The following is a 16,015-nucleotide window of genomic DNA, read 5'->3' as shown; positions in this document are numbered from 1 at the left end:
TTATCAATTATCAATTATCAATTATCAATTATCAATTATCAATTATCAATTAATGTAATGAATTTAAGGTCTTACATTGTCCATAATGACGTAATAAGTGGTCACATAAAACTATAGCCACCATTGCTTCTACCATAGGCACAGCTCTAGGTAAAACACAAGGGTCATGCCTTCCCTTCGCTGCTAATAATGTCTCCTCACCTTCACGACTAACAGTCCGCTGCTCTTTCCTAATTGTTGCAGTAGGTTTAAATGCAGCCCTTAATACAATATTTTCTCCATTAGAGATGCCACCCTGTATTCCACCAGAACGGTTAGTCAAAGTACGAATCTCACCTTGTTCATCTGTATAAAATTCATCATTATGCTCGCTACCTGTCAGAGTAGTACCTGCAAAACCAGAACCAATTTCAAATCCTTTGCTCGCTGGCAAAGACATTACACCCTTAGCTAAATCGGCCTCTAGTTTATCAAATACAGGAGAACCCAAACCTTTCGGCAAATTCCGGACTATACATTCTACCACACCTCCCACAGAATCTCCCTCGTCCCGTATTTGTTCGACTAATTCAATCATTCTTTCGGCACATTCAGTATCTGGACAACGCACAATATTACTTTCTACCTGTTCTATAGTTACTGTTGTTGAATCAACAATAGCCTCTAAATTTTTGATGCGCTTCACATAACCTACAATTTCCACACCAGAATATTGTTGCAGAATTTTTTTAGCGATCGCCCCTGCAGCTACTCGTCCAATTGTCTCTCTGGCCGAAGAGCGCCCTCCACCTTGCCAATTTCTGATACCATATTTAGCGTCATAAGTTGCATCAGCATGAGATGGACGATATTTAATAGCCATCTCCTGATAATCTTGGGGACGAGTATCCTTATTTTTAACCAAAATCATAATTGGTGTGCCCAAGGTTTGACCTTCAAATACCCCAGACAGTATTTCACAAGTATCAGTTTCTTTACGGGGTGTAGTAATTTTGCTTTGCCCTGGACGTCTACGGTCTAACTCATATTGAATTTCTTTAACATCTATTTCTAGCTTTGGTGGGCAACCATCAATTACAACTCCTACTCCTCCTCCGTGGGATTCACCGAAGGTTGTTACTCGAAATAAATGTCCAAATATGTTGCCCATTAAACTATACAAATAAATATCAGGATTTAAAAAATTATATTATCAATTAGGGAGTAGGGAGTAGTTAGGAAGAACAGGGAATTATATGAGAAGGTAGTTGAAAGAGTTATCCGATAGAATTTTTCTAACAAATTTTAACAATGGACAGTAATCTAATTACTGAGTGGGTATCTCCCAAAGTGGTAGAAAAATTTTCTACCACGCTCTTAATCAAAATTCCACGCGCTCCATTCAAGTCGCGGTCAAGAAGAAAGCCATCACTGCCTGTCACAACTTTTTTGCCACCTAACTCAAATTGTGCAAAACTTCACCAGTCCAACTAACAGTTTTGCCCTTTGTATGCTTCTGAAACATCTAAAACAACTTTGTTATACTCAATAGCTTTATGTTTCAAGAAAACTTCAAATCTGTAATGTGCCCATTTCAACATTTGGCTTTAATTTTTCTGCCTGAGCGATCGGCACTTTTTTGATTATAAAAATGCTTTAGCCTTTATATGTAAAGGTTTTGAGATTTAATCAGCAGAGCAATATTTAAAAATAGGCTTTTCCATAATTTTGCTCCCTACCTCCCCATCTCCCCATCTCTCCACCCCTCCCATCTCTCCATCTCCCCATCTCCAAGAACGAGGTTTTAAATTAGTCCCATAAACTCCTAATCTTCATGATCTTCAAAAGGATCGGCCAACTCCTTTGATGGAGGTCCAAAAGCTGTATAAACAGAAAATCCAGTAATGGCCACAACCATTACAGCTATCGAAATACTAAGAACTGTTGCAGGTTCCATATAATTGATTAAAATTATGAGTGTTATACATATACAATATTACAAAACATTAAAATTTTCTGCTGAAAATAGTAAAAATCGAAAATTATGTCACAAAGAACTGGATTAGGAGACATCCTCAAACCCTTAAACTCTGAGTATGGTAAAGTATCTCCTGGTTGGGGAACTACACTATTAATGGCCGTTTTTATAGGCTTATTTTTTGTCTTCTTGTTGATTATTTTACAAATCTACAACTCTTCCTTGTTGTTAGAGAATGTTGATGTTGACTGGGCAAGTCTAACTAAATAAATTAAGTTTAGGTAGTAGGGCTAAGAAATTTAGTTAACTTGAATTTCTTCAGCCCTATATATTAGTTTGTAAGCATTCAGCGTTCAGCTCTCGGCTATCAGCTTTATTACCTTTAAGAGAGGAAAAAGCAATTTAGAGATTTCATAGAATTATAAAGTATGGGTAAAAATCCATCAGTTAACCTGAATAGTCTATCGAATTACATTGTTAATTAAAAAGCTGTTTGCATAGCATTATGCAGGAAATGCTTACATTAATTTTATGCTAACTTCAAGTAAATTTTTAGGAGTAAAACAAGATGAATATATTTGGTATTGGTCTCCCAGAAATGATTGTTATTCTGGTAGTAGCTCTTTTAATATTTGGTCCGAAGAAACTGCCAGAAATTGGTCGTAGTTTAGGGCAAGCTATAAATAGTTTTAAGGCAGGAGCTAAAGAGTTTGAAAATGAATTTAAACGAGAAGCAAAACAGTTAGAAGAAGTGCCTCAAGCAAGTAAATATCAACCTGAATCAGATTCCAAAGAAGCCGTAAATGTTTCTTCTCCCACAGATGTGTCTCAGAAAAGCTAATTTTTCATTAATGGATAATTACCTCTGGTTAAAACCGTAAGGGAATTGAATATAAGGAAATATCCTAGCACTTTTTTTCCCCTTGAAGGGGGAGGATAATTATGCTGAATTATTTAATTAATAATTATTAATTATTTATCCGGTAAAAGTAGAAAAAAAATCACCTGAGCCAATCTAAAAGATTATTATAGTTTTGAGATAAAATTTTTAATTTTAAGGCAATGAAAGAGGTGGCGGCAGGGCAAAAATTAGTGATTCCTAAATTGATTGTAGGTTTGGGAAACCCAGAGGCAAAATATAATCAAACTCGGCATAATATAGGATTTGCTGTAGTTGATAATCTAGCTAATATATGGCAAATTTCTTTATCAGAAAATCGTAAATTTAAAGCAGAATTCGGAGAAGGCAGAAGCACAAAAGCTGAAAAAATTTACTTATTGAAGCCCTTAACTTATATGAATAGGTCGGGACAAGCAATTCGTGCGGTGGTAGATTGGTATAAACTACCATCTTCTTCTGTGCTGATAGTGTATGATGATATGGATTTACCCATGGGACGACTGCGACTACGTTTGTCAGGTTCAGCAGGTGGCCATAATGGGATGAAGTCGGCGATCGCTCATTTGGGAACCCAAGAATTTCCTCGTTTGCGAATAGGTATTGGTAAGCCCAAAAATGTTACTGCTGAGAGTGGAGACCCAAAAACTATTAGTCATGTTTTAGGAAAGTTTAGTTCTACAGAAAACAAATTAATGACTCAAGTGCTGGAACTGGTTGTAGATGCAGTAGAACTTTCTCTTAAACAAGGAATTGAAAAAGCGATGAGTCTCTATAACAGTAAAACTATAATACTACCAGAAGATTAATTAAATTATTCAGAAAGTATTTTCAAGGCTTTTGATCCATAGTAGTGCAGCGACACACCTAAAAATGTTGCAACTGTGTTAGTCCAGTAGTGTAGTGACACAATTAAAATGTTGAAATAGTAGGGACGGGTTCGGTATTCAAATTAATACATAACCTTGAATCAAATGAACTAGCCCTAATGCACAGAATTTAGCTGTGTCACTCCAGTAGAAATAATTTTTGAGTGAGTGAAAGATTGACTTGATAACTATTAATGAGTTCTAAGGGTCTACCACAAACTACTGCTTACGTCAGAATAACTTGCCACTCTTGGCAAAAAGGCACTATTGAAGGAGAGGTTAGTGCTGGTCCTTTTGGTTGGTACTTTAAATGGCGTTTTAGACAGGGAAAAACTCTATATATTCAACCTTCTCAAGGACGTGCCCTAATTCAAGAACCTTTGGGTAGGTTTCTAGAAAAATGGGATTATCAACTAGAACCTGGTGGGGATTACTCTTTTACTATTAAGGCTAAATTTTAGCAAAAATTAAATATTAATTCTTAGCTGGACTTACGAGAAGCGCCACTCCATAAATTATGTTTTGCCTTTATAGGTTTTAGTGGGATAAAAGTTAGATTAACTATAGCGCTATAGTTTTTAGTTACTCTATATGATACTTTTGCTGAAGCTATATAGTACCAATTCTTGGTAGTTATGTAAAGACTAGGTATTGAGTAGGGATAATAGAAAAAGTTAGATTAACTATAGCGCTATAGTTTTTAATTAGGGTTTGCTGAAAAATATGAGTGAGGGTAGAAGTTAGAAGTCAGGAGAAATGGAAATTATAGAGTAAGTAGGATGAGCAACTATCCCTTGATTTTTGCGCCCTTGTCTAATCAAAAAGTTAGCATTTTGAGGTTTTTAGACTCAAAAGCTTGTGTTTGTTCGCTACAAAAAGGCTTGAGCCTTTATCTGTAAATACTTTGAGAGTTAATCAACCAGCCTTAATTAGGTTTTGCTGAAAAAGTCTTTTTTAAGGAGTAGGGGAGTAGGGGAGTATTTTTTTGCCCAACTATGCGCCGAAAATACTAATATACATGAGCATTAAGAGCTGAAAACCTGGTACTTTTTACCGAATAATTAATTATTAATTATTAATTATTAATTATTAAATAATTCTGGTTTAAAGCCTCTCCTTTTAAGGAAAAAAAAGTGCTAGGATATTTCCTGATCTTCAATTCCGTAACGGTTTTAACCAGAGTTCAAGAATTAAGAATGCGCGAATTACCTCTCCTTGAAAAGGAGAGGATTGACAAACAGGAAAATTTTTATTTATTATCCCCTTAAAAGGGGAGGCTTTAAACCACAATATTTCGGTAATTATCAATTATCCATTATCAATTATCAATTAATGAACAACCTAAAAAGGCTAAAACATTTATCTGTAAATGCTTTGAGATTTAATCAGCAAGCCCTAATTAAGATAGCAATCCTAAATAGGTTGTAACAATTCAAAAACTAGAAATAAACTCTAAAACTCTTACCCATTGCCCATTGCCTTGATACCTCCATACCAAAAAGTGGGAATATTTTTGCCACTAATAAAATAGGATTGCTATATATATTATGATACTTTTGCGGAAATAGAGGTTACCAAGAATTGGTAATTTCCTAAAAGGCTTTGCTGAAGTGCGGATATGATTTGATTTCTTAGGGATAGGGAGTAGGAAGTAGTTTTAATCAATAGGAACGAGAACAAGTAGTGTAGATATTTATAATTATCTAGATTATGCCACCCCCCCTAAAATAGATATCAGATAGAAAGGCATAACAGTTAGGTTAACTGTAGCGCTATAGTTTTTAATTACTGTATATAATACTTTTGCCGAAGCTAGAGATTAGTAAATTCTTGATAATTCCCTCAAAAAGATATGAGATAGAAAAAATGTAATGTAATTATAGATGAGTCTAGCCCAATATCTCTTTGCTATGCCAAATGGTAGGCTACACCAAAAGCATGGGTCGTATAAATTAGTGTGGCTAATCTAAAGTTTACAACTTCCTTCTATCCTTAGAGAAAAAAATCTATGACTAAATTTGTATTTATAACTGGTGGAGTAGTATCCAGTATTGGTAAAGGAATTGTAGCAGCAAGCTTAGGTCGTTTGCTCAAATCACGGGATTATTCCGTCTCCATTCTCAAACTAGATCCTTATATTAATGTAGATCCAGGGACGATGAGTCCTTTCCAACATGGAGAAGTCTTTGTCACAGAAGATGGGGCAGAAACAGACCTAGACTTAGGCCACTATGAACGATTTACAGATACCTCAATGTCTCGCCTCAACAGTGTTACTCAAGGTTCAATCTATCAGGCAGTAATTAATAAAGAAAGACGAGGGGACTATCAAGGAGGAACCGTTCAGGTTATCCCCCATATTACCAACGAAATAAAAGAAAGAATACATAGGGTCGCTAGAAATGCTAATCCAGATGTAGTAATCACAGAAATAGGAGGGACAGTAGGAGATATCGAATCTCAACCATTTTTAGAAGCAATTCGGCAATTTCGTAAAGATGTGGGACGAAATAACGTTTTATATGTCCATGTGACACTGGTCCCTTGGATTGCTTCAGCAGGGGAGATGAAAACTAAGCCCACTCAACATTCCGTTAAAGAATTACGCTCCATTGGCATTCAGCCAGATATTTTGGTCTGTCGATGCGATCGCCAACTTAGTAAAGGCTTAAAGGAAAAAATGTCCGAGTTCTGTGATGTACCTGTAGAATCTGTAGTTACATCTCAGGATGCTCAAAGTATCTATGAAGTACCTCTAATGTTAGAGGCAGAAGGACTAGCAGTCCAAGCTCTAGAACTATTAAAAATGGAGCAACGTCAACCAAATCTGGATAGATGGCAAACTTTGGTCAATCGTCTTTACCATAGAGACAAAGAAGAAATACAGACTAATCCGGGCCAATCATCTACTGCTACTATTGTAGAAATTGCCATAGTGGGTAAATATATTCAACTCAGTGATGCTTATCTATCAGTAGTAGAAGCATTGCGTCATGCAGCGATCGCTGTTGGTGTGGACTTAAATCTGCGTTGGGTAAATGCTGAAGATGTAGAGGCCAATGGAGCCAAGACCTATCTAGAAAATGCTCATGGAATTATTGTGCCAGGTGGGTTTGGTGTGAGAGGTATTGATGGGAAAATAGCTACAGTTCAATATGCCAGACTAAATAAAATTCCTTTTTTGGGGTTATGTCTAGGAATGCAATGTGCGGTAATTGAGTGGGCACGGAACATAGCAGAATTGGATGATGCCCATAGTGGGGAGTTTGACCCTCAAACACCAAATCCAGTGATTAATTTATTGCCAGAACAACAAGATGTAGTAGACTTGGGCGGTACTATGCGACTGGGACTTTATCCTTGCCGTCTACAAGGGGACACATTGGCATTTAAAACTTATCAGCAAGAAGTAATTTATGAACGCCATAGACATCGATATGAATTTAATAATGCTTACCGGAATTTGTTCTTAGAAACAGGATATGTGGTAAGTGGAACATCTCCTGATGGTAGGCTAGTAGAAATTATTGAACTTCCTGCTCATCCTTTTTTTATTGCTACTCAATTTCATCCAGAGTTTCAATCTCGACCTAGTAGTCCCCACCCTCTATTTCATCACTTTTTTCTAGCAGCTAGTCAACAAGAAAAGTGTGATAATTTGTCTGTCAATAATGCTGAAGCGACCCAAGAGAATATAGTTAGCACAGGTTCTATACCTTAGTTATAACAAGTCTAAATATTTGGTAAAATAGTCTTTTTTCAGCATATTTATTTATGGATTGTTTTTATTAACTTTAAGAGCTTGAAGCAAACTAATATTTATTTTAGAGAAAGCATCCGTTGAAAGTCCCCGTATTTGAATTAGGGGATAAAAACGAAGAAGTTATTTAGGTTAGACTACTAAACTTGTTATAGCGTTTCCCAACCTGGTGAAGTACAGTTATGTTTTTATCTTTTTATTACTCCCTATACCCTGTTCCCTCAAAATTAGAATTTTGTACCTCACCATTATGGGAATTGCTATATAGTAATTAGGAATGATTGTGATAGAATTTAAGAACAATTAAGATAAATCAAAATCCTTTTATATTTTGACTGCTGACTCCTGAATCTTGTACGGGCGATTAGCGAATTGCCCCTACCAGTAAAATCTTACAACTGAAATATAATTGCTATAGCAATTATATTTCAGTTGTGTATAAAAGTCTTACTGCTTTTAGGGAACAGGGAACAGGGAATAGGGAACAGGCAAGAGTTTCAGTTTTTTTATCTACTTTTTGGTTTGTCACGACCAATTTAGAATTGCTATATGTTATTATAAAAATTTTATAAATGCTTATTAAAAATGGTACAAGTGAGTAAGAGGGAAAAAGGAAGAAGTAAGAAGTTTCAAAAACAAAGAGGAAAATGATAGAGATACCTATCTCAAATGAATTGGAAGAGCTATTTGTAAGCATATCCTAAACAATAATCACTCTCAAGTTTGACATCTCACTTGCAGCACAAAAAAACTCATAATTGTAGCTGAATTATTTGAATATTATTATGGTCTCTTTAAAGCTTATAAATAAGAGAAAATCAAAGACAGATCCAGAATACCTAACTACAGAAACAAAGGAGGTATGACTACAGTTAATTCAATGCTTGACATTTATCTCCGCCTAAAATCTTAGTTTCTTGATAAGATTTTTAGGTTGAAGCTTCTGCTAACATTTTCTTAAAGAAGAAATCTTTTTCATTGGGTAGTGAGTAACAATATCAAGGGTAAATAAATAATGTTTATCAGACTTTTAGGGTAACTTGCAGGATGTGGGGAAATGCAAGAAATCAAAGCTTTGAGGGGGTCCTGTGGCCTACTGGATTAAAATAAATTATGAAAGAAGTATATACTTGATCGATCTTGACAGTATTACTGCTTTTTCTTGTCAGCAAAATAAGCGGATAACTTTTTGGTTGCCAAATAGCAGTCAGCCAATTATATTAAATCAGCAAAATTCCGAACATGACTATCAGTTAGTTCTAGAATATATTAAAAAAAAGATCGAAATAGGGTATGAAACTCATAATGAATTTTGGGTAAAAATTATTTATGATCGCCATGAATGGTTGATAAATTTAAGTTGTATTACTACATTTGCTTGGGAACCTAATGGTAGGATAACTTTCTGGCTACCAGATAGTACAAAAGATGTTATTATTAACCCCAATAGTGACCCAGAAGCTTATAAAAAAGTTTCAGAATTTATCAATAAAGTAACTGGGTATTCTTTACCATAAGAAAATTTGATAGTAATATACTTGATGTTAACTCCACCTATAGCGCTACGCGCAAGTTAAAAGTCATGCATTCAAAAGTCAAAAGTAATCTCTGAGTCAGTGTGAGCATTTATAAATGTCCTAACCTATTTGCATAGTGCTATAACTTAGTTATTATTAATTAAGCATATCCTATTCTCTATGATATTTTTCCCAAAATCTAACCATTCAGGTTTTATCTATCACTCTATTGGATGCCACAAGACTACCGCCTTTGATGTTGCGCAGCAAAACGGCTAATTACCTTTTTCAAAATAATTATTATTAAGAGATTGAGAGAAAATTCTCTGACTAAAAATCCCTTAAAATTATCCCTATTCCCTACTAACTAACCCTCATACTCTAATTCAATACTGTTTGCCAAAATTCCAGATAAAATGTTTCGTGCTAATAGCTGAACGCTTACCTCACAACTCTCAAATCATTGATCTAAAAACTTAGTTAAAGCTAATTTAGCAGCTCCCACAATACCAGCTTGATTACCCAATTTAGCAGTTAATAATTGTAAGTTTAAAGAAGAACTAAAAAGAACTCGTCGCTCAATTTCTGCCTTAGTTGCAGGAAAAAAAAGTTCTGAAGCAGCACTTATTCCACCTCCAATAATTATTGCTTCTGGAGTTAAAATATAAATTAAACTTGTCAACCCTACTCCTAAAAATCGTCCGTAGTTTTGCCAAAATTCTAGGGCAAACTTATCTCCAGCTAAAGCTAAATTAGCTAATTCTAAAGGTTCTTTTCCTGTATCTCGACGAACCGCTTGAACAGAAACATATTGTTCTAAAGAACCATTATTACCACTATTACATTCCGGTCCATCAGGGTTTAAAGTTATTAACCCTAACTCTCCGGCAGCACCTTGATGACCTACAAATAATTGGCCATCCAAAATAATCGCTCCTCCGACACCCGTACCCAGGGTCAGCATAATCATATTTTTAAACTGACTACCCGCACCGAGCCAAGCTTCTCCTAAAGCAGCACAATTAGCATCATTAGCAATGACTACTGGTAAACCAGTCTTTTCCTCCAACAATTCGGCTAGAGGAACCTCTTGCCAATCAACCAAGTTTATTGCTATCCTAGAAATTATACCTTCAGCATCAACAGGGCCTGGTACTCCAATACCTATTCCTTGTATAGCTCCTAAATTGTCTAGCTGAGGTTCTTTTCTTAGAACAGATATTGTTTCTTCTATTACCTTAATAACTGCTTTTGGGGTGGCAGGTTGAGGAGTTGGCACAGTTAAAGATTTATGACAAACTCCATCTTTAGCAAAAACTCCCAGTTTAATTGCCGTTCCCCCTATATCAATACCTATTACCAGAGGATTCATTTAATATCTTTCAACACTAGAATTAAATATAGGTTCAACCCGAATGGCAATTATAGCAGAAGGGCGAACTACCATATATTCTCCTTGAATAGTCTTAATAGGTACATTGACAAATTCTTGAGAGTCATGCTTGGGAACTACAACGCCACTATACCAGGTTTGAAAATCTTTAAGAGAAAGAAAACGTACTTCTTCACGAGCGCCACCTTCTAATATTAGGTGTATCGCAAATTCATCAGGATTTCTTGGCATATCTTTTTATCAATTATCAGTTATCAATTATCAGTTATCAGTTATCAGTTATCAGTTATCAGCACCTTCTACTGAAATAAAAGGCTTGAAATACTGAAATTTGTTATTTTCATCTTATATTTTATCGAGAAAGAATTCAGAATTCTGACTTCTGAATTCAGAGAAAAAAACTATAGTTATAAATTGTATCAAAGATTGAATATTATTACCAGAAAAAAAAGTCTAAAGCCTCCCCTTGGATAGGGGATAAAAAAAGAGAATATTCCTGATGTCAAGCCTCTCGGTGAGTGCCAGAGGTACTGTTTTCGGCTGTCGCCGACATGGAAAGCGGAGCATTCCCTATACGAAAAAACGAAGTTACGACCTTATGAGTCTTTTCATGTGCGTAGCAAACTGATAACTGAAATGACCCAATCAGCAAAGCTCAATAGTCAATTTAATTATTTATATAAATTTATTTTTGAGAAAAAATGGAATTATCCATGGCATGAGCAAAAAAAAATATTCCTAGTATTAGATAATATAACCTTACCCCTTCTCTACCAAATAAATTTTCAACAAATCTGGCTACAAATCTGGCTTTATGAGAGTTCATAAACCAGTTCCAATTAAAGATTGCAGCACAGATTAAGTAAGTACCCAATGCAAAATAGACTATTAAAATTACTGGATTCTCCATTTTTTTATTTACCGAAAAATCAAGGTATAAAGCCTCTTTATTCATGTATAAAACAGAAAAAAAATTCCTTTTAGCCAATCTTATCCCTAAAAGGGAGAGGTAATTAGGGTTTGCTGAAAAAGTCTTTTTTAAGCAGTAGGAGAGTGTAGGAGTAGTGGAGTAGGGGAGAATTTTTTTGCCTAACTCTACCCCCAAAATACTAGCTTTTTGAGCCAGAATAGCTGAAAACCAGGTATTTTTGAAAGACTATTACAGGCTAAAACCTTTGCCTGTAAATGCTTTGATATTTATTCAGCAAGCCCTAATTATTAATTATTAATTATTAATTATTGAACTATGCTTCTGTTTCTATAAAATTCAAAAAGCCTAACTAAATTTTATTATGATTCTTACTGATAAAACACTAGAAATTAATTAGGTGATAGCTAAGAGCTAATGGCTTAATGCTTACCGAAAAATTAAGGTATAAAGCGTTCTATTTCAAGAGAAACAATAAATTTATTTTCCTTTTATTAAATCCTCTTACTTTTAAGTAGAGGTAATTATCAATTATCCATTATCAATTATTAATTGTTGAAAGATTATCTATCAGTTTTGCTGCAAATTCAAAATTGGAAATAACCTAATATTCTAAGTAATGGCTGATGGCTGACACCTAAATGGTTTTAACAATCAAATATAAAATTGGTCTGTATATAATAACACAACCACTATCCCAACCATTAAAATACTTTGGATTAAGTCTTAATTCTCAAACAAATACAAATAAATCTATGCCACGACGCCAAGATATACGCAAAATCCTACTGGTTGGTTCAGGTCCGATTGTTATTGGCCAAGCCTGTGAATTTGATTATAGTGGAACTCAAGCTTGTAAAGCTCTCAGGGAAGAGGGTTTTGAGGTGGTATTGGTAAATTCCAATCCTGCCACAATTATGACAGACCCAGAAATTGCCGAACGGACTTACATTGAACCTCTAACGCCGGAACTTGTAGAAAAAGTTATAGCAAAGGAAAGACCAGATGCCCTATTACCAACAATGGGTGGTCAGACTGCTTTAAATATAGCAGTTTCTCTGGCAAAAAATGGCACTTTAGCCAAATATGGTGTGGAATTAATTGGGGCAAAATTACCTGCGATTGAAATGGCCGAAGACCGTCAATTGTTTAAGGAAGCAATGGCCAGGATAGGTATTGGAGTTTGTCCATCGGGTATTGCTAGTAATTGGGAAGAGGCCAAGGCGATCGCTCAAGAAATTGGAACATATCCTCTAATTATTCGTCCTGCTTTTACTTTAGGAGGGACTGGGGGCGGTATTGCCTATAACCAAGAAGAATATGAGGTAATGGCACAAGCAGGGATAGATGCTAGTCCGGTGTCTCAAATTTTGGTGGAAAAATCCCTAATTGGTTGGAAGGAATACGAATTGGAAGTAATGCGAGATTTGGCGGATAATGTGGTGATTATTTGCTCAATTGAAAATATTGACCCGATGGGGGTACATACGGGAGATTCTATTACTGTTGCTCCGGCGCAAACTTTGACGGATAAGGAATATCAACGACTGCGAGATGCGTCGATTAAAATTATTCGGGAAATAGGGGTGGAAACTGGGGGGTCGAATATTCAGTTTGCGGTTAACCCGGTGAATGGGGATGTTATTGTGATTGAGATGAACCCACGGGTGAGTCGCTCTTCTGCTTTGGCGTCAAAAGCAACTGGTTTTCCCATTGCGAAAATGGCTGCAAAGTTGGCAGTTGGTTATAGTCTCGATGAAATTCCGAATGATATTACGAAAAAGACGCCTGCGAGTTTTGAACCTACTATTGATTATGTGGTTACGAAAATTCCCAGGTTTGCTTTTGAGAAATTTCCTGGTTCCCAACCAGTGCTGACTACTCAGATGAAGTCGGTTGGGGAAGCAATGGCAATAGGTCGGACGTTTCAGGAGTCTTTTCAGAAAGCTTTGCGGTCTTTGGAAACGGGTAGAGGTGGTTTCGGTGGCGATCGCTGGGAAAAGCTACCAAGTTTGGAACAGGTACGAGCGGGGTTACGCACACCTAACCCAGAGAGAGTATTTACAGTTCGTTATGCTTTGTTGTTGGGAATGACTGTAGAGGAAATTTATGAGTTGACTGGAATAGATATTTGGTTTCTGGATAAACTGCGGGAGTTGATAGATACAGAAAAATTGATTAAGCGCATTCCTCTGAATGAATTGACAAAAGAGCAGATGTGGGATATTAAACGTCAAGGTTTTAGCGATCGCCAAATTGCTTATTGTAGTAAGAGTGATGAGGATGAAGTCAGAAGTTATCGGTTGAGTTTGGGAGTTAAACCTGCTTATAAAACGGTGGATACTTGTGCAGCAGAATTTGAGGCGCTGACTCCTTACTATTATTCTACTTATGAAGAAGACTCAGAAGTTTTGCCTTCTGAAAAACGCAAAGTAATGATTTTGGGAGGCGGACCGAACCGTATTGGTCAGGGAATAGAATTTGATTATTGTTGTTGTCATGCAAGTTACGCTCTAGGAGAGGATGGGTTTGAAACAATAATGGTTAACTCTAACCCGGAAACTGTATCGACTGACTATGATACGAGCGATCGTCTCTATTTTGAACCTTTGACTAAAGAGGATGTTCTGAATATTATTGAAGCGGAAAGCCCAGAAGGAATTATTGTTCAGTTTGGCGGACAAACACCTCTAAAATTAGCTCTTCCTCTACAAAAATATTTGGAGCAAGTAGAAAGTAAAACCAAAATTTGGGGTACTTCCCCAGACTCCATTGATACTGCTGAAGACCGGGAACGGTTTGAGAAGATTTTACGAGATTTAGATATTCGTCAAGCAGCAAACGGTCTCGCTCGTAGTTTTGAAGATGCGTTAGCAGTTGCACAGAAAATTGGTTATCCGGTTGTGGTGCGACCTTCCTATGTTTTGGGAGGTCGAGCAATGGAAATTGTTTATTCTGACCAAGAGTTAGAACGTTATATGACGTTTGCAGTACAGGTGGAACCAGAACATCCCATTTTAATTGACCAATTCTTGGTAAATGCTATTGAGGTAGATGTGGATGCTATTGCTGATGCGACAGGTCAGGTAGTTATCGGTGGCATCATGGAACATATTGAAGAAGCGGGTATTCATTCTGGTGACTCTGCTTGTTCCATTCCTTATCAAACTTTAGCTCCTGCTGCGGTGGAAACAATTCGCCAATGGACTGTTGCTCTGGCAAAAGCGTTGAATGTTATCGGGTTAATGAATATCCAGTTTGCGGTACAAGGGGAAACGGTATATATTTTGGAAGCAAACCCCCGCGCGTCGCGAACAGTACCTTTTGTATCTAAAGCAATAGGAACACCTTTAGCAAAAATGGCATCACGAGTCATGTCTGGGAAAAAATTAGAAGAATTAGGTTTTGTAGAGGAACAAATACCCGAACACGTTTCCGTGAAAGAAGCAGTGTTACCATTTGCTAAATTCCCCGGTACAGATACACTATTAGGACCAGAAATGCGTTCCACTGGAGAAGCGATGGGTATTGATGTTGACTTTGGTAAAGCTTTTGCTAAAGCGCAGTTATCCGCAGGGCAAAAATTACCTTTAGAAGGAACAGTGTTTGTGTCGATGAGCGATCGACATAAGGAAGCAGTTGTACCAGTGGTTAAAGATTTAATTGACTTAGGTTTGAAAGTGGTGGCAACTGAAGGAACTCGGAAGGTATTGTGTTTGCATGGTTTAGATGTGGGTTTGACGTTGAAGTTGCATGAAGGGCGACCTAATGTTTTGGATGGAATTAAAAATGGAGTAATTCAGTTAATTATTACAACTCCTTCAGGGGAAGAAGATCGTGCTGATGGGATTAAAATTCGGCGGAGTTCGTTGGATTATAAAATACCGTTAATTACGACTATTGCGGGGGCGAAAGCGACGGCAGCGGCGATCCGAGCGTTGAAGTCGGAAGTGTTAGAGGTGAAGGCGATACAGAATTATTATTAAGTTGGAAGGAAGAAGGAAGAGGGAAGAAGGAAGAAGGCAAGAAGGGAGAAGTTGTAGGGTGCGTTAGAAGTTGTAGGGTGCGTTAGACGGCGAAAATTTAGACTCGGAAAGAGACTTAGCAACCCGTCGTAACGCACCGTTTTAGCAAAGGAGAAGTCAGGAGACAAGAGTCAGGAGTCAGGAGGAAAACTTGTAGTAAACTGATACATCTAATGCACACCCATTAGGGCGGGTTTGTATAAATCTTAGAGTAAGCATGAAAATTTTCGCTAAAACCCGCCCCTACTATTGCACTAATATAGTCAACCCCGTAGGGACGTTCCATGGAACGTCCCTACATTTTTCATCTTATAAAAAAGTAAAAGAGGAGACCAAAGTTTAATTTGTCACCCCTCAAATTTTAACTTCCCTTTGCGATAGCGATTTTCATGCCACAAATTCGCTACAAATTGAAGATTTCCGTAGTAACCTACCTAGAGATCGCTATGTTAATCCACAACACCAAATAAAATTTCATTATCTGAAGAATATTTTTTATACAAACTTTTATTATATCACTCCTAGATTTCCTAGATGTACTAACCAATAAAAATTTCTATAATTTATATGAAGCCGTAATAAAACAGTTGTTCAACCATAAAATCCAGAAAGTTTAGTCTAACTTCATCGAAAATTGATAATTACTTTTGCCGTAGCTATAGATATCA

The 16,015-nt window shown here is 36.5% G+C and carries 12 protein-coding genes; 7 read left to right on the top strand and 5 right to left on the bottom strand.

Features of this window, described 5'->3' with window-relative positions; genetic code table 11:
- Nucleotides 1–49: 49 nt before the first annotated feature.
- Nucleotides 50–1,150, bottom strand: a complete 1,101-nt coding sequence (gene aroC, locus ACP6PK_RS05605) for a chorismate synthase (RefSeq protein ID WP_426558488.1) — start codon at nucleotides 1,148–1,150, stop codon at nucleotides 50–52.
- A gap of 654 nt (nucleotides 1,151–1,804) precedes the next feature.
- Entirely contained in the window at nucleotides 1,805–1,936 is a 132-nt protein-coding gene (psbN, locus tag ACP6PK_RS05600; RefSeq protein ID WP_094672050.1) for a photosystem II reaction center protein PsbN, read from the bottom strand.
- Nucleotides 1,937–2,023: 87 nt separating this feature from the next.
- Here psbN and psbH point away from each other — a divergent pair, with 87 nt between their 5' ends.
- The 6 genes from psbH to ACP6PK_RS05570 all read left to right on the top strand — a co-directional run bounded on the left by psbH (nucleotide 2,024) and on the right by ACP6PK_RS05570 (nucleotide 9,001).
- On the top strand, nucleotides 2,024–2,227 hold the full coding sequence (gene psbH, locus ACP6PK_RS05595; protein WP_094672051.1) for a photosystem II reaction center phosphoprotein PsbH: 204 nt from the start codon (nucleotides 2,024–2,026) through the stop codon (nucleotides 2,225–2,227).
- Nucleotides 2,228–2,525: 298 nt separating this feature from the next.
- Nucleotides 2,526–2,798 (top strand): TatA/E family twin arginine-targeting protein translocase, encoded by a 273-nt coding sequence (locus ACP6PK_RS05590; protein WP_094675162.1) that lies wholly within the window; start codon nucleotides 2,526–2,528, stop codon nucleotides 2,796–2,798.
- A 221-nt stretch (nucleotides 2,799–3,019) separates the two neighbouring features.
- Nucleotides 3,020–3,664 carry an aminoacyl-tRNA hydrolase gene (gene pth / locus ACP6PK_RS05585; RefSeq protein WP_094675160.1) on the top strand — a complete coding sequence of 215 codons (645 nt, stop codon included), beginning with the start codon at nucleotides 3,020–3,022 and terminating at the stop codon, nucleotides 3,662–3,664.
- 254 nt (nucleotides 3,665–3,918) lie between these two features.
- Complete coding sequence (locus ACP6PK_RS05580) at nucleotides 3,919–4,185, top strand: DUF3146 family protein (RefSeq protein WP_426558485.1); 267 nt, start codon at nucleotides 3,919–3,921, stop codon at nucleotides 4,183–4,185.
- A gap of 1,547 nt (nucleotides 4,186–5,732) precedes the next feature.
- Complete coding sequence (locus tag ACP6PK_RS05575; RefSeq protein ID WP_426558483.1) at nucleotides 5,733–7,445, top strand: CTP synthase; 1,713 nt, start codon at nucleotides 5,733–5,735, stop codon at nucleotides 7,443–7,445.
- 1,127 nt (nucleotides 7,446–8,572) lie between these two features.
- Nucleotides 8,573–9,001, top strand: coding sequence for a hypothetical protein (locus tag ACP6PK_RS05570; protein ID WP_094675154.1), 429 nt, complete (start codon nucleotides 8,573–8,575; stop codon nucleotides 8,999–9,001).
- Between the two features lie 460 nt (nucleotides 9,002–9,461).
- Here ACP6PK_RS05570 and ACP6PK_RS05565 read toward each other — a convergent pair whose 3' ends face one another.
- From ACP6PK_RS05565 to ACP6PK_RS05555, 3 genes are all read right to left on the bottom strand, one after another.
- A complete protein-coding gene (locus ACP6PK_RS05565) occupies nucleotides 9,462–10,373 on the bottom strand; it encodes an ROK family protein (RefSeq protein ID WP_426558481.1) in 912 nt (303 codons plus the stop codon).
- On the bottom strand, nucleotides 10,374–10,625 hold the full coding sequence (locus tag ACP6PK_RS05560) for a hypothetical protein (protein ID WP_094675150.1): 252 nt from the start codon (nucleotides 10,623–10,625) through the stop codon (nucleotides 10,374–10,376).
- Nucleotides 10,626–11,079: 454 nt separating this feature from the next.
- On the bottom strand, nucleotides 11,080–11,220 hold the full coding sequence (locus ACP6PK_RS05555; protein WP_426558495.1) for a hypothetical protein: 141 nt from the start codon (nucleotides 11,218–11,220) through the stop codon (nucleotides 11,080–11,082).
- A gap of 857 nt (nucleotides 11,221–12,077) precedes the next feature.
- Here ACP6PK_RS05555 and carB point away from each other — a divergent pair.
- Nucleotides 12,078–15,308 (top strand): carbamoyl-phosphate synthase large subunit, encoded by a 3,231-nt coding sequence (gene carB / locus ACP6PK_RS05550; RefSeq protein ID WP_426558478.1) that lies wholly within the window; start codon nucleotides 12,078–12,080, stop codon nucleotides 15,306–15,308.
- The last annotated feature ends 707 nt before the right edge of the window (nucleotides 15,309–16,015 follow it).

The organism is Dapis hubbardiae BLCC-M172, from assembly GCF_050016015.1.
Taxonomy (GTDB): Bacteria; Cyanobacteriota; Cyanobacteriia; order Cyanobacteriales; family Microcoleaceae; genus Trichodesmium.
This window is presented reverse-complemented; position numbering and strand designations above follow the sequence as displayed.